The organism is Escherichia sp. WS1451 (assembly GCF_046487365.1).
GTDB lineage: Bacteria > Pseudomonadota > Gammaproteobacteria > Enterobacterales > Enterobacteriaceae > Escherichia > Escherichia coli.
Genome location: NZ_JBJQJP010000019.1, coordinates 38,723 through 64,684, shown reverse-complemented (window position 1 = coordinate 64,684; position 25,962 = coordinate 38,723). Strand labels below are relative to the sequence as shown.

Below are 25,962 nucleotides of genomic sequence, written 5' to 3'. Positions count from 1 at the left end.
ACCCGCAAGTTATAGCCAATCTTTTTTTATTCTTTAATGTTTGGTTAACCTTCTGGCACGCTTTGCTCATCACAACACAACATAAGAGAGTCGGGCGATGAACAAGTGGGGCGTAGGGTTAACATTTTTGCTGGCGGCAACCAGCGTTATGGCAAAGGATATTCAGCTTCTTAACGTTTCATATGATCCAACGCGCGAATTGTACGAACAGTACAACAAGGCATTCAGCGCCCACTGGAAACAGCAAACTGGCGATAACGTGGTGATTCGTCAGTCACACGGTGGTTCAGGCAAACAAGCGACGTCGGTAATCAATGGTATTGAAGCTGATGTTGTCACTCTGGCTCTGGCCTATGACGTGGACGCAATTGCGGAACGCGGGCGGATTAATAAAGAGTGGATCAAACGTCTGCCGGATAACTCCGCACCGTACACTTCCACCATTGTTTTCCTAGTGCGTAAAGGCAATCCGAAGCAGATCCATGACTGGAACGATCTGATTAAACCGGGTGTTTCGGTGATCACGCCTAATCCGAAAAGCTCTGGTGGCGCGCGCTGGAACTACCTGGCTGCCTGGGGCTACGCGCTGCACCACAACAACAACGATCAGGCAAAAGCGCAGGATTTTGTTCGGGCACTGTATAAAAACGTCGAAGTTCTGGATTCTGGCGCGCGCGGCTCCACTAACACTTTTGTCGAGCGCGGAATTGGCGATGTACTGATCGCCTGGGAAAACGAAGCTCTGCTGGCAGCGAATGAACTGGGGAAAGATAAATTCGAAATCGTCACGCCGAGTGAGTCTATCCTCGCAGAGCCAACCGTGTCGGTGGTCGATAAAGTGGTCGAGAAAAAAGGCACCAAAGAGGTGGCGGAAGCCTACCTGAAATATCTCTACTCGCCAGAAGGTCAGGAAATTGCCGCGAAAAACTACTACCGTCCGCGCGATGCTGAGGTGGCGAAAAAGTACGAAAATGCGTTTCCAAAGCTGAAGTTATTCACCATTGATGAAGAGTTCGGCGGCTGGACGAAAGCGCAAAAAGAGCATTTTGCTAACGGCGGTACGTTCGATCAGATCAGCAAACGCTGATTTCTCCAGGATAATTATCAAACCCGGTGGTTTCTCGCGACCGGGTTTTTTATTTGTCACGATTTTGCGTTACCCTTGCATCTCTTTGAGGTACAGGGAAAAAAAGATGAAAAAAGCGGGTCTTCTTTTTTTGGTGATGATAGTTATCGCCGTTGTGGCTGCCGGTATTGGTTACTGGAAATTAACCGGTGAAGAGTCGGATACATTACGTAAGATTGTCCTTGAGGAATGTTTGCCCAATCAGCAGCAAAATCAAAATCCTTCGCCATGTGCGGAAGTCAAACCCAATGCCGGATACGTGGTTTTAAAAGATCTTAATGGCCCACTGCAATATCTGTTGATGCCAACGTATCGTATTAACGGTACTGAAAGTCCTTTGTTGACCGATCCTTCAACGCCGAACTTCTTTTGGTTGGCCTGGCAGGCGCGTGATTTTATGAGCAAAAAATACGGCCAGCCGGTTCCCGATCGCGCGGTTTCTTTGGCGATCAACTCTCGCACCGGGCGTACGCAAAACCATTTTCATATTCATATCTCTTGTATTCGTCCTGATGTGCGCGAACAGCTGGATAACAATCTGGCTAACATCAGCAGCCGCTGGTTGCCACTGCCAGGTGGTTTGCGCGGACATGAATACCTGGCGCGTCGGGTAACGGAAAGCGAACTGGTACAACGCAGCCCATTTATGATGCTTGCAGAAGAAGTGCCTGAGGCGCGGGAACATATGGGAAGCTACGGGCTGGCGATGGTACGGCAGAGTGATAACTCATTTGTATTGCTGGCGACACAACGAAATCTACTGACGCTTAACCGTGCTTCAGCCGAGGAAATTCAGGATCATCAGTGTGAGATTTTGCGTTAAGGCGAAGAGTTAAGGAAAGTAAGTGCCGGATATGAAATCCGGCACCTGTCAGACTTAAGCCTGTTTAGCCGCTTCTGCAGCTTTAACGATCACGGCGAAAGCGTCAGCTTTCAGAGAAGCACCGCCAACCAGCGCGCCGTCGATGTCTGGCTGAGCAAACAGTTCTGCAGCGTTAGACGCGTTTACAGAGCCGCCGTACTGGATGATCACTTGTTCAGCGATGTTAGCGTCAACTTTAGCAATGTGGTCACGGATGAATTTGTGAACAGCCTGTGCCTGAGCCGGAGTTGCAGATTTGCCAGTACCGATTGCCCATACGGGTTCGTAAGCGATAACCGCACCTTCGAATGCCGCAGCACCCTGAGTTTTCAGTACCGCGTCGATCTGACGTGCACAAACTTCTTCAGTTTTGCCCGCTTCGTTTTCCGCTTCGGTTTCACCGATGCACAGAACCGGAGTCAGACCCTGCTCTTTCAGCACCGCGAATTTTTTCGCGATCAGTTCGTCAGACTCTTTGTGGTAAGTACGACGTTCAGAGTGGCCGATGATGATGTACTGTGCGCCGATGTCTTTCAGCATAGCAGCAGAGGTTTCACCGGTGAATGCGCCGGACAGGTTCAGGTCCACGTTTTGCGCACCCAGCATGATGTGGCTGCCTTCAGCTTCGCGCTTCGCCATATCGATGTACATTTCCGGTGGTGCGATTGCAACCGCACAGCCAGCAACACCTGCCAGCTCTTTACGCAGGTTAGAAACCAGCTCGTGAACCATGTGGCGGCTGCCGTTCAGTTTCCAGTTACCCATCACTAAAGGATGTCGCATTTTAATTCTCCACGCTTATAAGCGAATAAAGGAAGATGGCCGCCCCGCAGGGCAGCAGGTCTGTGAAACAGTATAGAGATTCATCGGCACAAAGGCTTTGCTTTTTGTCATTTATTCAAACCTTCAAGCGATTCAGATAGCGCCAGCTTAATCGGTTCAACAGCGAAGGTCAGCCCCTTTTCGCCGTTGTCCGCGACAACATAACGCAGTGCACCTTCTGTCTCGGTGTAATAACGTTTGTTTTTCCCCGCCGTTAGTAGCGACTGCAGTTTTTTCTGGCTTTGTGTTTTGGTCATTAATGGGGTGAGTGTGCGGATCACCGCTGCCATGTATTCCTGAGCTTTCGCTTTCGCGGCTTTTTGCTCTGGCCCCTGGATGGGTAGCCAGGTCATTTGAATGCTTTTGATTTTTAAGGTACCGCGCTCCAGCGCTGTAGAAGCATACAAGTTCTCATTAATTTTACTGGCAGCACGAGTGAGATTGGCTTTGTCGGGACTGCTGTCGATGGCACGAAATTCGTTCAGTGGCAGGCTGGGATTCTGGCTGTTAAAGTCTTCTCTAAACTGGCTGATGGAGAGATCGAAAGTAGGGGCTCCAGCCAGCAGATAAGGCGCGGTCGTTGCCGTATCTGGTGTTTGTGCATGCGCCGTTGTTGTAACGGTTAATGCAGAACATAAGAGAAAAAACAGCGTACACCCTGGCTTCATTGACAGTACCTTTTGTTATGACTGGCTCCGATTAAAACGATATCTGTCGCCCTTGTCAAAAGGGTAGAATCCTGGAAAAGACAACCATCAAGGAACTTACATGACCATACAGCAATGGTTATTCTCATTTAAAGGGCGTATTGGACGCCGTGATTTCTGGATTTGGATAGGCCTGTGGTTCGCAGGCATGCTGGTGCTTTTCTCACTGGCGGGTAAAAATTTACTCGATATTCAGACCGCGGCGTTTTGCCTTGTGTGCTTGCTTTGGCCAACAGCGGCAGTAACCGTTAAGCGCTTGCATGATCGCGGGCGTTCCGGCGCATGGGCATTTCTGATGATTGTGGCGTGGATGCTGCTGGCGGGTAACTGGGCGATTTTACCGGGTGTCTGGCAATGGGCGGTGGGGCGTTTTGTCCCGACATTGATTCTGGTGATGATGCTTATCGATCTTGGTGCGTTTGTTGGCACACAAGGCGAAAATAAATATGGTAAAGATACCCAGGATGTGAAGTATAAAGCCGACAATAAATCAAGTAATTAACCTTTAATATATCTCTTATCGCTATTTTTTTCCGGGATTGTTATTTCCACGATGCAAGTGACAATGCCCGGAAAATCCTTCTGAACTCTTCACCTTAAGCAATATCAAAAAAAATGGTAATCCATAAGATCATTACTTGTTTGTTCTTCCTTTAACGGCGCATTATTCTTAAGTCGTAATCGACAGAGAGGCGAATATACAGAGGTGCCCTATGAAAGATGTCGTAGATAAATGCAGTACTAAAGGATGTGCGATTGATATCGGTACGGTGATTGATAACGACAACTGTACCAGTAAGTTTTCGCGCTTTTTTGCCACCCGCGAAGAAGCAGAGTCCTTTATGACCAAACTGAAAGAGCTTGCCGCCGCTGCATCCTCTGCAGATGAAGGGGCCAGCGTAGCCTATAAGATTAAGGATCTGGAAGGGCAAGTTGAGCTTGATGCGGCCTTCACCTTCTCATGCCAGGCCGAGATGATTATTTTTGAGTTATCACTGCGTTCGTTAGCTTGATGGAGTTGCTTTAGAAGGAGTTAAACATGGCTTATAAACACATTGGCGTGGCAATTTCCGGGAATGAAGAAGATGCCTTACTGGTGAATAAAGCCCTGGAGCTCGCCAGACATAATGACGCTCACCTGACGTTAATTCATATTGATGATGGCTTAAGCGAGTTGTATCCGGGTATCTACTTCCCTGCAACAGAAGATATTCTTCAATTGTTGAAGAATAAGTCGGATAACAAGCTGTATAAACTGACGAAAAATATTCAATGGCCGAAGACAAAACTGCGTATTGAACGCGGAGAAATGCCGGAAACACTGCTGGAAATTATGCAAAAAGAGCAGTGCGACCTCCTTGTCTGTGGTCATCACCACTCATTTATCAACCGTTTGATGCCGGCATATCGCGGGATGATCAATAAGTTGAGTGCGGATTTGCTCATCGTGCCGTTTATCGATAAGTAACCGCTTACCAGTAATGCTCCGCTGTCATATGGCCCGGTCGGCGACGTAAATGTTTCGTCATCTGCCGGGTCTCTTTCAGCAACTGTTGCGTATCGCGCACCATCTGTGGATTGCCGCACAGCATCACATGGCTGGTTTCTTTATTCATCGGCAGGCCAACCGCGCTTTCCAGTTCACCACTTTCAATTAACGCCGGTATCCGCCCAGTGAGCGAACCCGCAGCCGTTTCCCGACTGACCACCGTCTGAATGCGCAGTTTGCCTTCGTAGCGTTTTTCCAGTTCTTGCATCAGTGGCAAATAGCTTAAGTCGGCGGCATAACGTGCGGCGTGAACCAGGACCAGATTTTTGAAGCGATCTAAATCTTTACCCAGTTGCAGAATCGATAGATAAGGGCCAATCGCTGTACCGGTTGCCAGCATCCATAGCGTTTCGCAATCTGGTACTTCATCCAGAACAAAGAAGCCAGCTGCTTCGCTAACCACCTGCACTTCATCGCCCGGTTTCAGTGCCGCCAATCGTGGGCTTAATTTGCCATCGGGGACGGTGACCAGGTAAAACTCCAGATCGGGATTATCGGGCGAGTTAACATAGGAGTAGGCGCGCTGGACGCGTTCACCGTCGATTTCAAGGCCAAGCTTGGTAAATTGCCCGGCGGTAAACGGAAGCACGGGGGCGTGAACGGTGAGACTAAACAGGGCGTCGGTCCAGTTCTGCACTTTAGTGACTTTGCCTGTTACCCAATCAGCCATGTTTTTCTCCTGTTTTGATTGACTTGCCTTATCTTCGTTCTCCGAACAAAAAAATTCCAGTCCCGAAGGACTGGAAGGCTCAATCGATCAAATCACTCAGAGAATGTGCACCTGCATTTCCGGGTCTTTGCGATCCAGATAGTGGATGGACTGAATGCGGCGAATGGTGCGTGACTTGCCGCGGATCAGCAGCGTTTCGGTAGTCGCGATATTGCCTTTGCGGCTAATGCCTTCCAGCAGATCGCCTTTGGTAATACCGGTGGCAGAGAAGATGACGTTATCGCTGCGCGCCATATCGCCCAGACGCAATACTTTACCGGCTTCGATGCCCATTGCTTTGCAGCGTGCCAGCTCCTGCTCGCCAATGCGACGATTCTCTTCGTTGTCGCCTTTGACGTCATGACGCGCCAGCAGACGACCGTTCATGTCACCATCTAATGCGCGGATCACCGCTGCAGAAACCACGCCTTCCGGCGCGCCACCAATACCGTACAGCACGTCAACTTCGCTGTCTGGCATACAGGTGAGAATTGAGGCAGCAACGTCGCCGTCCGGAATAGCAAATACGCGTACGCCGAGTTGCTGCATTTCAGCGATAACGGCATCGTGGCGTGGTTTAGCCAGAATTGTTACCGTCAGTTCGCTCAACGGTTTACCGAGCGCCGCCGCAACATTGCGCAGGTTATCCGCCAGCGGCAGGTTCAGATCAATGGTGCCTTTGGCTCCCGGTCCGACGATCAGCTTCTCCATATACATATCTGGCGCATTGAGGAAGCAGCCTTTATCGCCAACAGCCAGCACCGCCAGCGCGTTAGCCTGGCCCATTGCCGTCATGCGCGTGCCTTCAATCGGATCAACAGCAATATCTACCGCGTCGCCGCGACCAGTACCGACTTTTTCACCAATGTAGAGCATCGGTGCTTCGTCGATTTCACCTTCACCAATAACGATGGTGCCGTCAATGTTGACCTGGTTGAGCATAATACGCATGGCGTTTACCGCTGCGCCGTCCGCGGTGTTTTTATCGCCGCGTCCTAACCATTTGTAGCCAGCCAGCGCCGCAGATTCGGTGACGCGGGAAAATTCGATGGCAAGTTCTCGTCTCATAGCAAACTCTAAGCAGTAAGGAATGGCGCGAAGTGTAGCACAGGGGAAGGGCGGGATTATTGATGTGTGCGGGGTTGCCCCCGCACGATTCAGGACTACCGGATGCGGCATAAACGCTTCATCCGGCATTTACATTACTCGTCGTGTTCTTCCCACGCCATCGCGCGTTTCACCGCTTTTTTCCAGCCTGCGTAACGGTAATTACGCTCAGTGGTTTCGATGCCTGGACGGAACTCGCGCTCAATCACCGCTTTCTCTTGCAGCTCGTCGAGGTTCTGCCAGAAGCCAACCGCCAGACCAGCAAGATAGGCCGCACCCAATGCGGTGACTTCGCGCACTTCCGGGCGTTCAACGCGCGTGCCGAGAATATCGGACTGGAACTGCATCAGGAAATTGTTTGCTACTGCACCGCCATCCACGCGCAGGGCGTGCAGACGAATACCAGAATCGGCCTGCATCGCTTCCAGCACGTCACGTGTCTGATAAGCAATAGACTCCAGCGTCGCGCGTATAATGTGGTTAGCGTTCACCCCACGAGTCAGACCGAAAATCGCCCCGCGCGCATACGGATCCCAGTACGGCGCACCCAGTCCGGTAAATGCCGGCACCACATACACACCGTTGGTGTTTTGCACTTTCGTGGCAAAGTATTCGGAATCGTACGCGTCGTTAATCAACTTCATCTCATCGCGCAGCCACTGAATGGATGCGCCCGCCATAAACACCGCACCTTCCAGCGCATAGTTTACTTCGCCAGTTGGGCCACAGGCGATGGTGGTCAGCAGGCCGTTTTCTGATTTCACCGCTTTCTCGCCGGTGTTCATCAGCATAAAGCAGCCAGTGCCGTAGGTATTCTTCGCCATCCCTTCTTTCACGCACAACTGACCAAACAGCGCCGCCTGCTGGTCACCGGCGATCCCGGAGATTGGAATACGCGTGCCGCCTTTGCCGCCAATGTTAGTCTGACCGTACACTTCGGAAGAACGACGCACTTCTGGCAGCATCTCACGCGGAATATCCAGCACCTCCAGCATTTTGTCGTCCCAGTCCAGAGTATGGATGTTGAACAACATGGTACGAGAGGCGTTGGTGTAATCGGTCACATGGACACGGCCCTGAGTCATTTTCCAGATAAGCCACGTATCAACCGTACCAAACAGCAATTCACCACGACGTGCACGCTCGCGAGAGCCTTCCACATGGTCGAGGATCCACTTCACTTTGGTGCCAGAAAAGTACGGGTCAATCACCAGACCGGTATTGCTGCGGATATAATCTTCTAAACCGTCACGTTTTAAATGCTCGCAGATTTCTGCGGTACGACGGCACTGCCAGACAATGGCGTTATAGATAGGCTTGCCGGTTTCTTTTTCCCAGACAATAGTGGTTTCACGCTGGTTCGTAATACCGATAGCTGCAATTTGATCGGAACTGATATCGGCTTTCGCCAGCACTTCTACCAGCGTGGAGCTTTGGGTGGCCCAGATTTCCATTGGGTCGTGTTCTACCCAGCCTGGTTTTGGGTAGATTTGCTCAAATTCGCGCTGTGACACGCTAATGATATTGGCATCGTGATCCATTACGACCGCGCGGGAGCTGGTGGTGCCCTGGTCGAGCGCAACGATATATTTTTTTTCAGTCATGTTTAATTGTCCCGTAGTCATATTACAGCGAAGCTTTTTGTTCTGAAGGAGTTGTGGTCTCCTTTTCTTCCACAACACAGATATCGCAAGGCAAATGGCGACCAATCAGTTTGCGATAGGCAAATGCACCTACAATCGCGCCAACGATAGGGCCAAAAAGCGGCACCAGGAAGTAAGGAATGTCTCTGCCGCCGGTAAAGGCGACATTGCCCCAGCCCGCCAGCCAGGCAAAGACTTTCGGACCGAAGTCACGCGCTGGGTTCATGGCAAAGCCCGTCAATGGGCCCATAGATGCGCCAATGACCGCAATCAGTAGACCAATCAGCAAGGGAGCCAAAGGGCCGCGTGGTACACCGTTGCCATCGTCCGTTAACGCCAGGATCAGCCCCATCAGAATAGCGGTAATCACCATCTCAACTGCGAAAGCCTGCACAAAATTGATATGAGGATTAGGGTAAGTAGAGAAAGTGCCAGCCAGATCAACACTTTCAACGCTGCCGCGAACAATGTGATGAGTCTGTTCGAAGTCGAAAAATAAATTGTAGTAAAGCCCGTAAACTAAAGCCGCAGCGCAGAAAGCGCCGGCAACTTGTGAAACGATAAAAGGAATAACTTTGCGCTTGTCGAAACAGGCAAACAGCCACAATGCAATGGTAACAGCGGGATTAAGATGCGCGCCGGAAACCCCTGCGGTCAGGTAGATGGCCATTGCCACCCCCAGTCCCCAAATGACACTGATTTCCCACTGACCAAAAGACGCACCAGCGACTTTTAATGCTGCAACGCAACCCACACCGAAAAAAATCAACAACCCGGTACCGAGGAATTCAGCAATGCACTGGCCTTTCAAGGTTGATGTTTGACTCATAATCGGATCCTGAAGAGTTAATGTTTGTTGTATGCGTGAAAGTCACGGACCTCCACGATGCTTGTAGGCATGCTGTAAACTTATCGTTAACGAGCAAAAACGAGAAATATCGAACTTAAAATGTGTGTGCTTCGTCATAAAATGAGCGTTATCGCGCCATTTATTCCATCTGATTGTACATGATGCATGTTTGTTAGATCATTCGCGCAACAAATTTATTAACATTTTCGATTGATGTGGATTATGTCACCAGGAGAAGGATGAAAAGTGTGGCAAACCGTAATCTGCAAGGCGTGCCGCTGGACAGCGATGGCGCGGCTTCATACAATCGGAGCTAACTAAAGTGCGCTCGTATTTATTAAGGCGTCACCGGTAATCGGGACGAGGATTTTTATCCATCAACGCCTTGCAATTCAGGAGAGGTATGACAATGTCATTAGAAGTGTTTGAGAAACTGGAAGCAAAAGTACAGCAGGCGATTGATACCATCACTCTGTTGCAGATGGAAATCGAAGAGCTGAAAGAAAAAAACAACTCACTGTCGCAGGAAGTTCAAAATGCCCAGCATCAGCGCGAAGAGCTGGAGCGTGAGAACAACCATCTGAAAGAACAGCAGAACGGCTGGCAGGAACGTCTGCAGGCCCTGCTGGGTCGCATGGAAGAGGTTTAATCTCTTCCATGCAGAGGCGCCGCAAGGCGCCTTATTTTTTACTTCACTGCATTTTTAGCGGAAAGCATAATCTCCATCGCCTGTTGGCGATATTTATCTGCCGTATCTGGCGCCATTAATGCAATGATCCCCACAGCCCTGGGGGTGTCTTCAAGATAAACACTGATGGTTCTTTTCTGCTGACCATCAAAATTTATCAACACATCCTGATACTTACAGGTGAAATGTTTGGCATTACAATCATGAAACTGGAAGGCTTCCTCATTGTATTGATCCTTGAGATTGTCTCGCTGCTTCTTCTTTAACGCTTCCAGCGGGTCATCGGCGCTACGTCCTGCGGGCAGGCGGAAAGCAGAAATGAAGACGCTATTATCCTCACTTCTTATATCAATGGTTTCATTAGTACTAATGGAAACCGTATTCCAGTGTCGGTTCGGGATAGTCACGGTTATCGCAGCATTCTCAAAGGTATATTGCCACGGGGTAAACATACGAAACGTATTGCCGACTTTGGATAAAAGCAGGATTCCCAATACCCAACAGCACCCGCGAGTAAAACTGGCGAAGTTACGTGTTTTTTTAATAAATGCGCACAGAATACCTGACACAAGCACGGGAAGTAACAACGGCCCCAGAAATACTGAACCGATATACTCGCCAACCATGCCAGGATCTCCAGACAGTAGGTTGCTGTGCTGAAGATGACTAAGAAAAGTAGTTATTATCCATAGTATTAATAAGATAACGTATCTCATATCAATCCCTTATTATTAACATGCACATCAGATTATTGATGGGCAGAAAGTATCATTTTCATTACTTCTTCTTGATATTCGTCCAAATAATCTGGGTCGATAGCTGCGACCAGTCGTATCAAATTAGTGTTATCCAGTAGAGTCATGAAAATAGCATGTCTTATTTTGCCATCACTCATTGTTTGAATTCCTTCCTGATAAGCGCAGGCAAATCCCTTAACATCACAAACATGCATTTGTGCAGTTCCGTTTTGAGTCGCGGTAAGTTCCTCGATTGAATGCACACCGAGTTCATTTTGTGAGAAGGCAACAATAACTAAAATAGCATGGGCATCCCGAGTCACCAGGATTGGTCCTTGTTTTACTATATTGGCAACCCACTGTTTGCTCGGAACTGTGACGGTGATACCTGGCCCCGGGAAAGTATAATCCCATGTGCTGTGTCGTTCCCACACTGTATAGCTGCTATAGATAAGAAATAATCCAACCAACAAGTGCCGCGAATAAAGCTGTGGCTGCTTCTTTTTTTTATCGTTATACAGATGATTGCGGCGATAATAAATGATAAGGCAAGTGGGTTAAAAAATACGTTAGCAAAATATAAAATCATTTCACCCGTGTTGCCAGACAAAAGGAATTTGTAGCGGAAATGGTTAACGACTATAAGTAATAAATATATAAATAAAAGAATAATATTCTGCATGAATACGTCCATGTATAAAAAAGGGGAATTTAATTCCCCTTTTAACGCATGGCAGGTACTTATTCAATATCCAGCGGATCTTCTGAAAGAATAATTCCGGTATTGTCGGCATAAAGATGGTCGCCGGAGAAGAAGGTGACACCGCCAAAATTGACGCGGACATCGCTTTCGCCAATGCCTTCGCCAGCGGCACCAACCGGAATTGCCGCCATCGCCTGGATGCCGATATCCAGCTCTTCCAGGTCATCTACCTGACGCACCGCGCCGTAAATGACCAGACCTTCCCATTCATTTTGTACTGCCAGACGCGCCAGTTCAGCATCGACCAGTGCGCGACGAACAGAACCACCGCCATCGACGACAAGAACACGACCACGGCCATTCTGTTCGAGCAGATCGTACAGCAACCCGTTGTCCTCGAAACATTTTACCGTGATTATTTGTCCGCCAAACGACGCCCGTCCGCCAAAGTTGGAGAACAGCGGTTCCACGACATTAACATCTTCTTGATAGATGTCACAAAGCTCGGAAGTATCGTATTTCATAGGCTTAACATTCAGTTGCTGCGAGAATTTTCAGTATATCGCGCTATGTAGGCTGTTGGCAAAATCATCAATTGTTAATTGATATTTGTCAGTTATGCTGCCCACTGGCTTAGGAATATCCCTAAAACAAACAGCAGGTTAGTCAGTAACGCTCCTTTGACAGTGCGTTCCAGCATTGGTCGCATCGCCACCGGGTCCATTTCGCGCATCACATAACGAGCTTGCTTCACCAGCAACGGTGCCGCCAGCAGGAACAGCCAGCCCCACAGGCTATGCAGCGAAAAGAGATTAAACAGCGCCAGACACACCAGAGAGCCCATCAGCAGGCAGGCATGATAACGACGCGCGTTCACTTCACCTAAGCGCACCACCAGCGTGTTTTTGCCGTTTTCGCGGTCGCTATTGATATCACGCAGGTTATTAATGTTCAGTACTGCCGTTGCCAGCAGGCCGCATGCGGTCGCCGGAAGGATCAGTGCCGGAATCAATGTATGAGCCTGTAAATACCAGCTCCCCATGACGCTTAACCAGCCAAAGAAAACCAGTACGGAAATATCACCCAAACCGATATAACCATAAGGACGATTGCCCACGGTGTAGGTGATAGCGGCAATGATCGACAACCCGCCAAGAATCAGGAAGCCGACAAAATCGGCCAGCGTATGGCACGCCACTGCAACCAGTGCCAGCCCGGAAAGACAGATGAGCACAACGGTAATAATGAGCGCCCGTTTCATCTCTTGCTGGGTAATGACCCCTTTTTGCATGCCGCGTAGCGGCCCAATGCGGTCAGGTTTATCGCTGCCTTTTACCGCATCGCCGTAATCATTGGCGAGGTTAGAAAGGATCTGTAATAGCCCGGCGGTAATCAATGCCAGCAGGGCGACCAGTGGATCGAAGTGACCTTGCCACCATGCCAGCGCCGTCCCGACGATAATTGCAGCAAAGGCGAGGGGGAGGGTTTTAGGTCGTAAACTTTCCAGCCACGCCTGAGTTCGGCTAATTTGTTGTTCAGTCATAATACGCGCCAATAAAAATGGGGCTTTTCAGCCCCATCAAACAATGATGAAAATGATTGAACGCGATTATAGGATAAAACGGCTCAGATCTTCATCTGCCACCAACGCATCCAGATGTTTGCTCACATAATCTGCGTCAATAGTGATAGTTTGACCGCTTAAATCGCTGGCGTCGTAGGAAATCTCTTCCATTAAACGCTCCAGAACGGTATGTAAACGACGAGCACCGATGTTTTCGGTAGATTCGTTCACCTGCCATGCTGCTTCCGCGATGCGTTTAATACCGGAGTCGGTAAACTCGATATTTACGCCCTCAGTCGCCATCAGTGCTTTGTACTGCACGGTGATAGAGGCATTCGGCTCGGTCAGAATACGCTCAAAGTCGCTGGTGGTCAGTGCCTGCAGTTCAACGCGGATTGGCAGGCGACCTTGCAGTTCCGGGATCAGGTCAGACGGTTTCGCAATCTGGAACGCGCCAGAAGCGATAAACAGAATGTGGTCAGTTTTGACCATCCCGTGTTTGGTGGAAACAGTGCAACCTTCTACCAGCGGCAGCAGGTCACGCTGAACGCCTTCACGAGAAACATCCGGACCGGAAGACTCGCCGCGCTTACAGATTTTGTCGATTTCGTCGATAAACACGATCCCGTGCTGCTCAACAGCGTCGATAGCATCTTGCTTCAGCTCTTCCGGGTTCACCAGTTTCGCCGCTTCTTCTTCAATCAGCAGCTTCATGGCGTCTTTGATTTTCAGCTTACGTGCTTTTTGCTTCTGGCCGCCCAGGTTCTGGAACATGGACTGCAGCTGGCTGGTCATCTCTTCCATGCCCGGAGGAGCCATAATTTCAACGCCCATCGGTGCTGCGGCAAGATCGATCTCGATTTCTTTGTCATCAAGCTGGCCTTCACGCAGTTTTTTGCGGAATGCCTGACGAGCAGCGGACGGTTCCTGCTGCTGTTCGGTCTGTCCCCAGTTGTTTTTAGCCGGTGGGATCAGTACGTCGAGAATACGTTCTTCTGCCAGTTCTTCAGCGCGATAACGGTTTTTCTCGATAGCCTGGACGCGTACCATTTTCACGGCGGCATCGGTCAGATCGCGAATAATAGAATCCACTTCCTTACCGACATAGCCCACTTCGGTGAATTTGGTCGCTTCAACTTTGATGAACGGCGCATTCGCCAGCTTAGCCAGACGACGGGCGATTTCAGTTTTACCGACACCGGTCGGGCCGATCATCAGGATATTTTTCGGGGTCACTTCATGGCGCAGCTCTTCGTTGAGCTGCATGCGACGCCAGCGGTTACGCAGAGCAATCGCCACGGAACGCTTGGCGTTGTCCTGGCCGATGATGTGCTTATCCAGTTCGCTGACGATTTCGCGTGGGGTCATTTCAGACATGGGAGATCCTTACGCTTTGTAGCTTAATTCTTCGATGGTGTGGAAATGGTTGGTATAGATGCAAATGTCGCCTGCAATATCCAACGCCTTTTCAGCAATTTCACGGGCGCTAAGTTCAGTGTTTTCTAACAGCGCGCGCGCCGCAGCCTGGGCGTAAGGGCCGCCGGAGCCGATAGCAATAAGATCGTTTTCTGGCTGCACCACGTCACCGTTACCGGTGATGATAAGCGATGCAGTTTCATCCGCGACTGCCAGCAGTGCTTCAAGTTTGCGCAGCATGCGATCGGTACGCCAGTCTTTCGCCAGCTCAACGGCGGCTTTGACCAGATGGCCCTGATGCATTTCCAGTTTACGTTCAAACAGTTCGAACAGCGTAAAAGCATCCGCAGTACCGCCCGCAAAGCCCGCGATGACTTTGTCGTTGTACAGACGGCGGACCTTTTTCACGTTGCCTTTCATTACGGTATTGCCCAACGTGGCCTGACCATCACCAGCGATGACCACATGGCCGTTACGGCGTACGCTTACTATAGTTGTCACGAGCTGACCCCTTGGTTACGAATACAGAGTACAAACCCCGTACAAAAGTACGGGGCATAATGCAATTATAGATGGGGGGGATTTTGAGGGTTTCAACCCCCGGCGGCGAGCCGAATGCAGTTTGTATGACCCGCCATCTTCAAGCGATTGAGGGTGCTGTCTGCGTTCTCTTTGCCTTTCACCGGGCCAATCACCACACGATTCCAGCCATTGTTGGTGGTGATTTTCGAGTCAAAGCCTTCGAACGCCAGCTGAGCACGTACCGTCTCTGCCTGTTCCGCGCCTCTGAACGAACCGCACTGCACCATCCAGCGGCGTTCGTCTTTTTTCTCCGCCGTCGGTTTTGGCGCGTCAGCGGCACGAGCAACTGGCGCAGCTTGCTGCGGCTTCGACTGCGCGGTGGTGTGCGCAGGGGTTTGCAGCAGATCCTGGTAAGGCTGCTGAGTAGAAGCCGGTTTAGACTGGCGCGGTTGCGCCTGTACCGGTGCGGCTTGCGACGTACGCGTCTGCTGCTGCCAGCTTTGTTCAGTCGTACGTGACTGCTGAGCCAGGCGTTGCTGCTCCGCTAATTGCTGCGCCTGACGCTGGCGCTGTAGCGTTTGCTGACGCTGTTCCGGCGTCTGCTCATTCCACGGAACTTCAACCAGCTGCGTTGGCTGCTGGCGCATATCAGCCTGCATTTGTTCAAGAAGCTGGCGTTGTTCTGGTGTCAGTTGCTCCGGCGTTTTCACTTCACCACCAGCAGAAGGTTCTGTGGGCGCACGCACACCCGGCTGGCGACTTTCCAGCTCTTTGATGTAGCGCCAGCGTTCTTCTGGTTTTGGTGGTAGTCCGTTTCCGGTCACTTTCTGGCTTTGCAGCGTCTCGGACTCTTCTTTCTTGTGATGCGTAATGAAGTACAGACCACCGATAAAGGTCACAAGAACGGCGGCAGCAATAGCGACCATAGCGGGAGAAACCGCAGGCAGATTTCGTTGCTTTTTCCGTGAGGTGCTCTTTTTTCGCCGCGAAGGTGCCGGTTGGCTGCGGCGTACATAATCTCGTTGTGCCACTATCGTTTCGCTGTATTTATTCGTTCGTCAGCCCGCCATGTTACTTAAGCGGCGGGCCTTTGACCAGTCACGGCAGTCTTAAAGGTTTACTTTAAGGTAACGCGCGTGTTGATCCCCGGATGATAAGTTCGCAATCCATTAAACGAGAGCCACTGCCAACGTGTTGCCCCTGCATTTGATCAAGCAATAACAGCATAGCTTCCCGACCGATTTCGTAACGCGGCTGCGCGATGGTTGTCAGCGGCGGATCACAAAATTGCGTCAGGTCGATGTTATCAAAACCGATTATGGAAAGGTCTTCCGGGACTTTCAGCCCCTGACGTTTTGCCTGAGAAAGTGCGCCGAGCGCCATCACATCGCTATGGCAGAAGACAGCAGTAGGCGGTTGTGGAAGATCAAGCAGCTGTTGCATTGCTTTGCTTCCGGCTTCGAAGGTGAAGTCGCCACGGGCGATGTATTGCGGATCAACCATAATGCCGCAGCGACGCAGCGCCTGAACGTAACCTTGCAGGCGGTAGTGACACAGCGGCATCTCTTCGGGACCGGCTATACAGCCAATCCGTTTATGCCCTTGCTCATATAAATAATTTACTGCATCAAATGCGGCGGTCAGATTGTCTATATGAACGGTAGGTAGCTCCAGTTCCGGTGCAAATTCGTTCGCCATCACCATCGGCGGCAGATTACGCTGTTCCTCAATGCTGGCATCAAACGGCAGCCTTGAACCCAGCAGCAACATGCCATCAATTTGCTTGGTGATGATCAAATCGATAAAGGTTTTTTCCTGCTGATTTTGATGCGCACAGTCGCCAATCAGCACCAGATATCCGTGATTTGCCGCCGTAACTTCGATACCGCGAATAATTTCGCTAAAGAAAGGGTCGCAGATATCCGGGACAATCACCAGAATGGTGCGGGATTCATTACGCTTGACGTTGCGCCCCATAGGCTGAGGTAAATAACCCACTTCCCGGGCCGCTTTTTCAACCCGATTACGGGTGGCCTGGGAGACTTTATCGGGATTCATTAATGCTCGGGAGACGGTCGCTGTAGAGACTTTTGCCTTGAGGGCAACGTCTTTCATGGTCGCGGCAGTTTCCTGCTTCTTCGCTTTCACACTCACTCCTCGCCTGGCACGGCAGGCGTACTACTTCCATGTTTACTTCACATCGGCAACATTTTTAGCAGATAGCGCGTGAAAACGGTTACAGAATTTTCATGAAAAGTGTGATGAATATTGAATTTTTCGATCCGCCTCGCATCGTTTGCGCATTAGCCCTCGATGGGATCGACATCCAGCACCCATTTCACCTTACGGGAATCCGGTATTGTATTAATAAGCGCCAGCGTACCATTGATGATGTGCTGTAATCGCACGCGGGAAGGGTGCTGCAACAAAATTTGCCAGCGCCAGCGGCCGCCACGTTTAGGTGCCAGTGCCGGAACGGGACCGAGAACCCACAGTTTGTCGTCTGCCAGCGGGCTGGAGAGGATGAGATTACGCAGTTGTTGCAGGAACAGCGGCGCGTGCTGATTGTTATGATCTTCCGCACGCACAATCACATGGCTGGACCACGGCGGCAGCTGCATCATGCGTCGTTCAGCCAGTGCCTGTTCGGCAAAGGCGTCGTAGCCTTTATAGAGCAACGTTTGCAACAGCGGATGTTCAGGATGGTGCGTTTGCAGCACCACTTCGCCCTGTTTACCCGCACGTCCGGCACGGCCAGCCACCTGGGTATAAAGTTGGGCAAAACGCTCTGCCGAGCGAAAATCCGCAGAAAACAGCGCGCCGTCCACATCCAGTAACGCCACCAGCGTCACATCCGGGAAATGGTGACCTTTCGCCAGCATTTGCGTGCCAATCAATATTCGCGCTCCGCCGCGATGCACTTCCGCCAGTTGTTGTTCCAGCGCGCCTTTGCGGCTGGTGGTATCGCGGTCGATACGAGAAATGGGCACACCAGGGAACATTGGCGCGAGCGTCTGTTCAAGCTGTTCGGTGCCCAGCCCCACGGGTACCAGGTGCGTGGAACCGCAGGAAGGGCACTGGCGCGGCACCGGGCGTTGGCTGTCACAGTGGTGACAGCGCAAATGCTGTTGCGCCTGATGCAGCGTGTAGTAGTGATCGCAACGTGGGCATTCGGCAATCCAGCCGCAGTCGTGGCACAGCAAGGCAGGCGCAAAGCCACGGCGGTTAAGAAAGAGGATAACCTGGTTGTCGGCCTGTAAATGCTGGCGCATACGGGTGATTAACGCCGGAGCCAGACCAGCCTGCACCTTCTGACCTTTTAAATCCAGCACATGTTGAATTGCCGGGCGCGCATTGCCCGCCCGACGGGTCAGGCGCAGCAGGCGGTATTTTTTCTGCTGGACGTTGCATAATGTTTCCAGCGCGGGCGTTGCGGAGCCAAGAATAATCGGGATTTGCTCGCTGTGCGCACGATACACCGCCAGGTCGCGGGCATGATAGCGCCAGCCTTCCTGCTGTTTGTAGGAACTGTCGTGCTCTTCATCAATAACAATCACGCCGAGATTTTTAAACGGCGTAAACAGCGCGGAGCGGGTGCCGATGACAATCGCCGCCTCGCCATTTTTCGCTTTCAACCACGCCGAAAGACGCTCGCTGTCGTTCAGGCCGGAATGCAGAACTTCCACCGGGGCATTAAAACGTTCACGAAAACGGGCGATAGTTTGCGGTGTCAGGCCGATTTCCGGCACCATCACCAGCGCCTGTTTGCCCTGAGCGAGCACGTTTTCCAGTACACTGAGATAAACCTCCGTTTTACCGGAACCGGTAACGCCCGCCAGCAGCCAGGCAGAAAAAGTATCTGCCGCGCTATGAATTGCGCCAACGGCGGTGGCCTGTTCGGTATTCAACCGCAACCGCTCACCAGAAACGGCATAGTTCGTTCGCCAGTCGCTAAACTCTGGTGTTTCACTTGCTAAATCACACAGACCTTTTTTGCGCAGTGCCTGCAACGCGGCATCATTAAATTCGAGCGTTGCAACCTGGTCGCGCCAGATTTTGCCTTGCCGTAACGCTGCCAGCGCCTGTTGTTGCTTGGGCGAGCGTTTCAGGCTGTTCAGATCCACCGCCTGGCCTTGTTCAGTGGCAAACCAGTACCACATCGGCGCGTTCGCCGCAGGCCGCCCCTGGCGTAGTAAAATCGGCAAGGCATGAAACAGCACATCGCCAATCGGATGATGATAGTAATCTGCCGCCCAGAGCAGTAATCGCCAGACGGAGTGAGTAAATACCGGCTCAACGTCCAGCACTTCAACTACCGCTTTCAGCTCGTTAAGCGGCAGCTCGCTGACATCGCTAACTGACACCACAACCCCGATGCGCTCCTGCTGTTTGCCAAATGGCACGCGCACGCGACACCCGGCTTTAACCGTCATGCCTTCTGGCAGCAGATAGTCAAAGGTACGAGGAAGCGGAACGGGCAAGGCAACGTGGGCAACGGGCATAGCATCATCCTGACTTGAAATTCGGTGGGTTAGTATACACATTGCCGTAGAAGAGTGCGGATCAGTTTGCATACGCTGGTTAATTTCTGTATGATTTCGCGCCTTCGTACGAAATGATCGTATTGAAGCTATACTTTTAACATCGCGTGGTGTCTGGCGTTAGGGCTGGAAGAGCGACGCGGCCTTAAACCGAGGTTTTCCCATGAAAAAAGATATTCACCCGAAATACGAAGAAATTACTGCTAGCTGCTCTTGCGGTAACGTAATGAAAATCCGCTCCACCGTTGGTCATGACCTGAACCTCGACGTGTGCAGCAAGTGCCACCCGTTCTTCACTGGCAAACAGCGTGATGTTGCTACCGGTGGCCGTGTTGACCGCTTCAACAAGCGTTTCAACATCCCGGGCAGCAAATAAGACCGGATTTCCGAAAAAAGCGCCGCACGGCGCTTTTTTTGTGCCTGAATTTTGGTCGTATTACCACGAAAACAGCGGCCATTCTTTGGCGACTGTGGTGAGTTGTGGCGCGTCGAAAACGGCTTGGGGTGAAACTACCGTTTCCTCAAGCGGAATATTTTTGCCGTAGCGTTCTTTGAGCTTCGCCTGGACCAGCGGGTTGCTGAGATCGAACTCTTTCAACTTCTGCTGTTCGCCTACGCGCATTCCCAGCGCATTCTGATAAACCTTCCACACCACTTCCGAACAGTACTGGCGATCGTCGCTCCACGAGAAGCTGAAATCGTACGGTTTGCCGAGATAACGTTTTGCCGTTTGCGCCAGTTTTTGCTGTTGTTCAACACTCAGTCCGCCTTCAACGCGGCGAACAACGTATTTGCCCTTTTCACCATGGGCAATCCACTGCTTGAGCGGGGTGTATTTCACCGGGCCGACCGCTTCAAAAACGTAGGGCTTTTTGTTGCGTATCACCAGCATACCGGTGTGGCTGTAATCGGAATGGGTCGCCAGTTGGATCGCTTTACTTTGCGATGAGCGAGAGACCTGAAAGATGATGTCGCCGGTTTGTGGTTGCCAGGCAAATGCAGGCACAGAAACCAGCAGGCCGGGGATCAGTAGCCTGATTTTCATCGTTAAACGTCCATGTATGAAAAAAGCGGCTGGTTAACTCCGCGCCGCTCTTTTCCGCTTTAGTATTCCCACGTCTCCGGGTTAATCCCCATCTCACGCATGATCTCTTTTGCCGCTTCCGGGATTTCGTCGCTGCGCTCTTTACGCAGATCGGCATCATCCGGCAGAGGTTGCCCGGTAAAGGCATGCAGAAACGCTTCGCACAGCAGCTCGCTGTTGGTCGCGTGACGCAGGTTGTTCACCTGACGACGCGTGCGTTCATCGGTGAGGATTTTTAACACCTTAAGAGGAATGGAAACCGTAATCTTTTTGACTTGTTCACTCTTCTTGCCGTGCTCAGCGTATGGGCTGATATATTCGCCGCTCCATTCAGCCATGAGATACTTAATCCTCTTCGTCAATAAATTGAGACCAGACCACACAGTTAATATGGGTACTGACCGTAAACCCGCATAGTTTACCGTACAGGCGTTACCGTGACATCGTGTAATGCACCTGTCGGCGTGATAATGCATATAATTTTAACGGCTATTTGGGATTTGCTCAATCTATACGCAAAGAAGTTTAGATGTCCAGATGTATTGACGTCCATTAACACAATGTTTACTCTGGTGCCTGACATTTCACCGACCAAGCCCAGGGAACTTCATCACATGACGCGTAAACAGGCCACCATCGCAGTGCGTAGCGGGTTAAATGACGACGAACAGTATGGTTGCGTTGTCCCTCCCATCCATCTTTCCAGCACCTATAACTTTACCGGATTTAATGAACCGCGCGCGCATGATTACTCGCGTCGTGGCAACCCAACGCGCGATGTGGTTCAGCGTGCGCTGGCAGAACTGGAAGGCGGTGCCGGTGCCGTACTTACTAATACCGGCATGTCCGCGATTCACCTGGTCACTACCGTCTTTTTGAAACCTGGCGATCTGCTGGTTGCGCCACACGACTGCTACGGAGGTAGCTATCGCCTGTTCGACAGTCTGGCAAAACGCGGTTGCTATCGCGTGTTGTTTGTTGATCAAGGCGATGAACAGGCATTACGGGCAGCGCTGGCAGAAAACCCCAAACTGGTACTGGTAGAAAGCCCAAGTAATCCATTGTTACGCGTCGTGGATATTGCGAAAATCTGCCATCTGGCAAGGGAAGTCGGGGCGGTGAGCGTGGTGGATAACACCTTCTTAAGCCCGGCATTACAAAATCCACTGGCATTAGGTGCCGATCTGGTGTTGCATTCATGCACGAAATATCTGAACGGTCACTCAGACGTGGTGGCCGGCGTGGTGATTGCTAAAGATCCGGACGTTGTCACTGAACTTGCCTGGTGGGCAAACAATATTGGCGTGACGGGCGGCGCGTTTGACAGCTATCTGCTGCTACGCGGTTTGCGAACTCTGGTGCCGCGTATGGAGCTGGCCCAGCGCAACGCGCAGGCGATTGTGAAATATCTGCAAACCCAGCCGTTGGTGAAAAAACTGTATCACCCGTCGCTGCCGGAAAATCAGGGGCATGAAATTGCTGCGCGCCAGCAAAAAGGCTTTGGCGCAATGTTGAGTTTTGAACTGGATGGCGATGAGCAGACGCTGCGTCGTTTCCTGGGTGGGCTGTCGTTGTTTACGCTGGCGGAATCATTAGGGGGAGTGGAAAGTTTAATCTCTCACGCCGCAACCATGACACATGCAGGCATGGCACCAGAAGCGCGTGCTGCCGCCGGGATCTCCGAGACGCTGCTGCGTATCTCCACCGGTATTGAAGATGGCGAAGATTTAATTGCCGACCTGGAAAATGGCTTCCGGGCTGCAAACAAGGGGTAAAAATGAGTGTGATTGCGCAGGCAGGGGCGAAAGGTCGTCAACTGCATAAATTTGGTGGCAGTAGTCTGGCTGATGTGAAGTGTTATTTGCGTGTCGCGGGCATTATGGCGGAGTACTCTCAGCCTGACGATATGATGGTGGTTTCCGCCGCCGGTAGCACCACTAACCAGTTGATTAACTGGTTGAAACTAAGCCAGACCGATCGTCTCTCTGCGCATCAGGTTCAACAAACGCTGCGTCGTTATCAGTGCGATCTGATTAGCGGCCTGCTACCCGCTGAAGAAGCCGATAGCCTCATTAGCGCTTTTGTCAGCGATCTGGAACGCCTGGCGGCGCTGCTCGACAGCGGTATTAACGATGCGGTGTATGCGGAAGTGGTGGGCCACGGTGAAGTGTGGTCGGCGCGCCTGATGTCTGCGGTACTTAATCAACAAGGGCTGCCAGCGGCCTGGCTTGATGCCCGCGAGTTTTTACGCGCTGAACGCGCCGCGCAGCCGCAGGTTGATGAAGGGCTTTCTTACCCGTTGCTGCAACAGCTACTGGTACAACATCCGGGCAAACGTCTGGTGGTGACCGGGTTTATCAGCCGTAACAACGCCGGTGAAACGGTGCTGCTGGGGCGTAACGGTTCCGACTATTCCGCGACACAAATCGGTGCGCTGGCGGGTGTTTCCCGCGTAACCATTTGGAGCGATGTCGCCGGGGTATACAGTGCCGACCCGCGTAAAGTGAAAGATGCCTGTCTGCTGCCATTGCTGCGTCTTGATGAAGCCAGTGAACTGGCGCGTCTGGCGGCCCCCGTTCTTCACGCCCGTACTTTACAGCCAGTATCCGGTAGTGAAATCGACCTGCAACTGCGCTGTAGCTACACGCCGGATCAAGGTTCCACGCGCATTGAACGCGTGCTGGCTTCCGGTACTGGCGCGCGTATTGTCACCAGCCACGATGATGTCTGCTTGATTGAGTTTCAGGTGCCCACCAGCCAGGATTTCAAACTGGCGCATAAAGAGATCGACCAGATCCTGAAACGTGCTCAGGTGCGCCCACTGGCGGTTGGCGTACATAACGATCGCCAGTTGCTGCAATTTTGCTACACCTCAGAAGTGGCCGACAGTGCGCTGAAAATCCTCGACGAAGCGGGATTACCTGGCGAACTGCGCCTGCGTCAGGGGCTGGCGCTGGTGGCGATGGTTGGGGCGGGCGTAACCCGTAACCCGCTGCATTGCCACCGCTTCTGGCAGCAACTGAAAGGCCAGCCGGTCGAATTTACCTGGCAGTCGGATGACGGCATCAGCCTGGTGGCAGTACTGCGCACCGGCCCGACCGAAAGCCTGATTCAGGGGCTGCATCAGTCCGTCTTCCGCGCAGAAAAACGCATCGGCCTGGTACTGTTCGGCAAGGGCAATATCGGTTCCCGCTGGCTGGAACTGTTCGCCCGTGAGCAGAGCACGCTTTCGGCGCGTACCGGCTTTGAATTTGTGCTGGCAGGCGTGGTGGACAGCCGCCGCAGCCTGTTGAGCTATGACGGGCTGGACGCCAGCCGCGCGTTAGCCTTCTTCAACGATGAAGCGGTCGAGCAGGATGAAGAGTCGCTGTTCCTGTGGATGCGCGCCCATCCGTATGATGATTTAGTGGTGCTGGACGTTACCGCCAGCCAGCAGCTTGCCGACCAGTATCTTGATTTCGCCAGCCACGGTTTCCACGTCATCAGTGCCAACAAACTGGCAGGAGCGAGCGACAGCAATAAATATCGCCAGATCCACGACGCCTTCGAAAAAACCGGGCGTCACTGGCTGTACAACGCCACCGTCGGCGCAGGCTTGCCGATCAACCACACCGTGCGCGATCTGATCGACAGCGGCGATACTATTTTGTCGATCAGCGGGATCTTCTCCGGCACGCTCTCCTGGCTGTTCCTGCAATTCGACGGTAGCGTGCCGTTTACCGAGCTGGTGGATCAGGCGTGGCAGCAGGGCTTAACTGAACCTGACCCGCGTGATGACCTCTCCGGCAAAGACGTGATGCGCAAGCTGGTGATTCTGGCGCGTGAAGCGGGTTACAACATTGAACCGGACCAGGTGCGTGTTGAATCACTGGTGCCAACCCATTGCGAAGGTGGAAGCATCGACCATTTCTTTGAAAATGGCGATGAACTTAATGAGCAGATGGTACAACGGTTGGAAGCGGCCCGTGAAATGGGGCTGGTGTTGCGCTACGTGGCGCGTTTCGATGCCAACGGCAAAGCGCGAGTAGGCGTGGAAGCGGTGCGAGAAGACCATCCGCTGGCATCACTACTACCGTGCGATAACGTCTTTGCCATCGAAAGCCGCTGGTATCGCGACAACCCGCTGGTGATCCGCGGGCCAGGTGCAGGGCGCGACGTCACCGCCGGGGCGATTCAGTCGGATATTAACCGTCTGGCGCAGTTGTTGTAATCCTGAGCCAGAGAAAGCAGTATTTGCGTAACGCGCCCTGCGGAAAGCGGGGTGCTGTGAGTAAATACTGCTTGTTTATGTAGCCAGTCGATAAAATGTCTGCTGGTTGCGAAAGAGAGCATTACAGCTTTGCTGTTATTTCCGCCCGTTAATGCACATACCATTTTACGATTTTTGCCCTGAACCCAGAGTTGCCACTGATTTTTCCACCAGCCGTGATAAGTTTTTCCCTGAAAACGCCAGGGCGTATTATCGGTATAGTCAGCTATTTCCTCTTCAATAAACCAAATCTCACCTTGCTGTTGGCGAAACAGTTCTGCCCAGGCCGTAATAATCGCACCTCTTAAAAAACACTCGTGTGAAATTACATGTGTTTTTACTGTAGGGAATAAAATATTCAGTACTCTAAAATGCCCGTGCGCTGTGATAACCGGACGCAGAATAACACCTTTAGCATTGCGTTTGAGCGCTGCGCTGCCATACTGAATTTCATCAAACTGACTGCGGCGTAGAAATTGTGCTTCGCGCATATCAACGCGTTGTACAATATTACTCTCGTGTAACTCTGGTTCTGCATTCCCTCTGTATCGATAATGCAGACTTTCTCCAGCCTGATGCTGCGTGTAATTAGTAGAAAGATGAAGAATATTACCGCGAAGAGCATCAAAACTGATTAAAACATACAGTTTCTGCCCGCCGCTGGCTCCCTGAAATGGCACCAGAAGAGCAACCGTTTCGATTATTTCAGGAGGCGTTATTTCTTTCTGATATTGTTTAGGTGTCCAGACTTTTTTGCAGTTACGACATTGAATGCGTTGCGACCCCTGTGGATTGTGGCCATAACAAATCGTCTTTGTGCCATAACATACCGGGCAGAAATGACCTTTCTCAGTTGCAAAAGTAGATAAGTGAACTGACAACCAGTCACGAAATTGCTGTTCGTCAAACAACGGCGGGTAACTTCCACATGCCCGACAGTGCAGTGCCGGATAACCCAGTCGATAGTCTGGCCAGCTGTAATCTGTCGAAGTTGGCTGCCCTAAATTACGGCAACCAAACGACTTGCAGGCATTAATCGTAAACAGAGTCGACATATATCACCAACGATTTCACAAGGTCGTT

General features: G+C 51.5%; 26 protein-coding genes and 1 pseudogene. 9 read left to right on the top strand and 18 right to left on the bottom strand.

Annotated elements, in window-relative coordinates; all coding sequences use genetic code 11:
- Positions 1-97 precede the first annotated feature (97 nt).
- Together sbp and cdh are read left to right on the top strand one after the other, a co-directional pair.
- Positions 98-1,087, top strand: a complete 990-nt coding sequence (gene sbp, locus ACJHX7_RS20305) for a sulfate/thiosulfate ABC transporter substrate-binding protein Sbp (protein WP_032172118.1) — start codon at positions 98-100, stop codon at positions 1,085-1,087.
- Between the two features lie 106 nt (positions 1,088-1,193).
- Complete coding sequence (gene cdh / locus ACJHX7_RS20300; RefSeq protein WP_000708998.1) at positions 1,194-1,949, top strand: CDP-diacylglycerol diphosphatase; 756 nt, start codon at positions 1,194-1,196, stop codon at positions 1,947-1,949.
- Positions 1,950-2,003: 54 nt separating this feature from the next.
- On the opposite strand, the gene tpiA is transcribed toward cdh, so the two are convergent.
- Both tpiA and ACJHX7_RS20290 read right to left on the bottom strand, forming a co-directional pair.
- Complete coding sequence (gene tpiA, locus ACJHX7_RS20295) at positions 2,004-2,771, bottom strand: triose-phosphate isomerase (RefSeq protein WP_001216325.1); 768 nt, start codon at positions 2,769-2,771, stop codon at positions 2,004-2,006.
- Between the two features lie 107 nt (positions 2,772-2,878).
- The gene (locus ACJHX7_RS20290; RefSeq protein WP_000802226.1) at positions 2,879-3,478 is read right to left on the bottom strand and encodes a YiiQ family protein; all 600 of its coding nucleotides are present in this window, start codon (positions 3,476-3,478) and stop codon (positions 2,879-2,881) included.
- A 100-nt stretch (positions 3,479-3,578) separates the two neighbouring features.
- Here ACJHX7_RS20290 and ACJHX7_RS20285 point away from each other — a divergent pair, with 100 nt between their 5' ends.
- The 3 genes from ACJHX7_RS20285 (at position 3,579) to uspD (ending at position 4,985) form a co-directional block, all read left to right on the top strand.
- Positions 3,579-4,019, top strand: a complete 441-nt coding sequence (locus ACJHX7_RS20285) for a DUF805 domain-containing protein (protein WP_000155257.1) — start codon at positions 3,579-3,581, stop codon at positions 4,017-4,019.
- Between the two features lie 211 nt (positions 4,020-4,230).
- Positions 4,231-4,530, top strand: coding sequence for a DUF406 domain-containing protein (locus ACJHX7_RS20280; protein WP_000655986.1), 300 nt, complete (start codon positions 4,231-4,233; stop codon positions 4,528-4,530).
- Between the two features lie 26 nt (positions 4,531-4,556).
- Positions 4,557-4,985 carry a universal stress protein UspD gene (gene uspD / locus ACJHX7_RS20275; protein WP_000323555.1) on the top strand — a complete coding sequence of 143 codons (429 nt, stop codon included), beginning with the start codon at positions 4,557-4,559 and terminating at the stop codon, positions 4,983-4,985.
- Positions 4,986-4,989: 4 nt separating this feature from the next.
- On the opposite strand, the gene fpr is transcribed toward uspD, so the two are convergent.
- The 4 genes from fpr to glpF form a co-directional block, all read right to left on the bottom strand.
- Entirely contained in the window at positions 4,990-5,736 is a 747-nt protein-coding gene (gene fpr, locus ACJHX7_RS20270; protein ID WP_000796322.1) for a ferredoxin--NADP(+) reductase, read from the bottom strand.
- A gap of 96 nt (positions 5,737-5,832) precedes the next feature.
- Entirely contained in the window at positions 5,833-6,843 is a 1,011-nt protein-coding gene (gene glpX / locus ACJHX7_RS20265; protein WP_001250644.1) for a class II fructose-bisphosphatase, read from the bottom strand.
- A 134-nt stretch (positions 6,844-6,977) separates the two neighbouring features.
- Positions 6,978-8,486 (bottom strand): glycerol kinase GlpK, encoded by a 1,509-nt coding sequence (glpK, locus tag ACJHX7_RS20260; protein ID WP_000136788.1) that lies wholly within the window; start codon positions 8,484-8,486, stop codon positions 6,978-6,980.
- 22 nt (positions 8,487-8,508) lie between these two features.
- On the bottom strand, positions 8,509-9,354 hold the full coding sequence (gene glpF, locus ACJHX7_RS20255) for a glycerol uptake facilitator protein GlpF (protein ID WP_000084268.1): 846 nt from the start codon (positions 9,352-9,354) through the stop codon (positions 8,509-8,511).
- A gap of 424 nt (positions 9,355-9,778) precedes the next feature.
- Here glpF and zapB point away from each other — a divergent pair, with 424 nt between their 5' ends.
- Positions 9,779-10,024 carry a septal ring assembly protein ZapB gene (zapB, locus tag ACJHX7_RS20250; protein ID WP_001296623.1) on the top strand — a complete coding sequence of 82 codons (246 nt, stop codon included), beginning with the start codon at positions 9,779-9,781 and terminating at the stop codon, positions 10,022-10,024.
- A gap of 38 nt (positions 10,025-10,062) precedes the next feature.
- Here zapB and ACJHX7_RS20245 read toward each other — a convergent pair whose 3' ends face one another.
- The 9 genes and pseudogenes from ACJHX7_RS20245 to priA all read right to left on the bottom strand — a co-directional run bounded on the left by ACJHX7_RS20245 (position 10,063) and on the right by priA (position 19,507).
- Positions 10,063-10,689 (bottom strand): hypothetical protein, encoded by a 627-nt coding sequence (locus ACJHX7_RS20245; RefSeq protein ID WP_000232684.1) that lies wholly within the window; start codon positions 10,687-10,689, stop codon positions 10,063-10,065.
- Positions 10,690-10,811: 122 nt separating this feature from the next.
- Positions 10,812-11,482, bottom strand: a pseudogene (locus ACJHX7_RS20240) (hypothetical protein).
- A gap of 59 nt (positions 11,483-11,541) precedes the next feature.
- Positions 11,542-12,027, bottom strand: coding sequence for a ribonuclease E activity regulator RraA (gene rraA, locus ACJHX7_RS20235; RefSeq protein ID WP_000872908.1), 486 nt, complete (start codon positions 12,025-12,027; stop codon positions 11,542-11,544).
- A 92-nt stretch (positions 12,028-12,119) separates the two neighbouring features.
- Positions 12,120-13,046 (bottom strand): 1,4-dihydroxy-2-naphthoate polyprenyltransferase, encoded by a 927-nt coding sequence (gene menA, locus ACJHX7_RS20230; RefSeq protein ID WP_000139496.1) that lies wholly within the window; start codon positions 13,044-13,046, stop codon positions 12,120-12,122.
- 66 nt (positions 13,047-13,112) lie between these two features.
- Positions 13,113-14,444, bottom strand: coding sequence for an HslU--HslV peptidase ATPase subunit (gene hslU, locus ACJHX7_RS20225; RefSeq protein ID WP_001293344.1), 1,332 nt, complete (start codon positions 14,442-14,444; stop codon positions 13,113-13,115).
- A 9-nt stretch (positions 14,445-14,453) separates the two neighbouring features.
- Entirely contained in the window at positions 14,454-14,984 is a 531-nt protein-coding gene (hslV, locus tag ACJHX7_RS20220; RefSeq protein WP_000208242.1) for an ATP-dependent protease subunit HslV, read from the bottom strand.
- Between the two features lie 92 nt (positions 14,985-15,076).
- Positions 15,077-16,036 carry a cell division protein FtsN gene (ftsN, locus tag ACJHX7_RS20215; protein ID WP_000068834.1) on the bottom strand — a complete coding sequence of 320 codons (960 nt, stop codon included), beginning with the start codon at positions 16,034-16,036 and terminating at the stop codon, positions 15,077-15,079.
- Positions 16,037-16,127: 91 nt separating this feature from the next.
- Entirely contained in the window at positions 16,128-17,153 is a 1,026-nt protein-coding gene (cytR, locus tag ACJHX7_RS20210; protein WP_000644904.1) for a DNA-binding transcriptional regulator CytR, read from the bottom strand.
- A gap of 155 nt (positions 17,154-17,308) precedes the next feature.
- The gene (priA, locus tag ACJHX7_RS20205) at positions 17,309-19,507 is read right to left on the bottom strand and encodes a primosomal protein N' (protein WP_087602927.1); all 2,199 of its coding nucleotides are present in this window, start codon (positions 19,505-19,507) and stop codon (positions 17,309-17,311) included.
- A 202-nt stretch (positions 19,508-19,709) separates the two neighbouring features.
- Here priA and rpmE point away from each other — a divergent pair, with 202 nt between their 5' ends.
- Entirely contained in the window at positions 19,710-19,922 is a 213-nt protein-coding gene (gene rpmE, locus ACJHX7_RS20200; protein WP_000710769.1) for a 50S ribosomal protein L31, read from the top strand.
- 60 nt (positions 19,923-19,982) lie between these two features.
- Here the strand turns inward: rpmE and ACJHX7_RS20195 are convergent, their stop codons facing one another.
- Complete coding sequence (locus tag ACJHX7_RS20195; protein WP_000702319.1) at positions 19,983-20,591, bottom strand: YiiX family permuted papain-like enzyme; 609 nt, start codon at positions 20,589-20,591, stop codon at positions 19,983-19,985.
- A gap of 59 nt (positions 20,592-20,650) precedes the next feature.
- Positions 20,651-20,968, bottom strand: coding sequence for a met regulon transcriptional regulator MetJ (gene metJ, locus ACJHX7_RS20190; RefSeq protein WP_000852812.1), 318 nt, complete (start codon positions 20,966-20,968; stop codon positions 20,651-20,653).
- 276 nt (positions 20,969-21,244) lie between these two features.
- Between metJ and metB the strand changes: the two genes are divergently transcribed.
- Together metB and metL are read left to right on the top strand one after the other, a co-directional pair.
- A complete protein-coding gene (metB, locus tag ACJHX7_RS20185; RefSeq protein ID WP_000197201.1) occupies positions 21,245-22,405 on the top strand; it encodes a cystathionine gamma-synthase in 1,161 nt (386 codons plus the stop codon).
- Positions 22,406-22,407: 2 nt separating this feature from the next.
- Positions 22,408-24,840, top strand: a complete 2,433-nt coding sequence (gene metL / locus ACJHX7_RS20180) for a bifunctional aspartate kinase/homoserine dehydrogenase II (protein WP_094030219.1) — start codon at positions 22,408-22,410, stop codon at positions 24,838-24,840.
- On the opposite strand, the gene ACJHX7_RS20175 is transcribed toward metL, so the two are convergent.
- Positions 24,804-25,934, bottom strand: coding sequence for a hypothetical protein (locus ACJHX7_RS20175; protein WP_000105527.1), 1,131 nt, complete (start codon positions 25,932-25,934; stop codon positions 24,804-24,806). The genes metL and ACJHX7_RS20175 overlap by 37 nt on opposite strands.
- Positions 25,935-25,962: the final 28 nt, after the last annotated feature.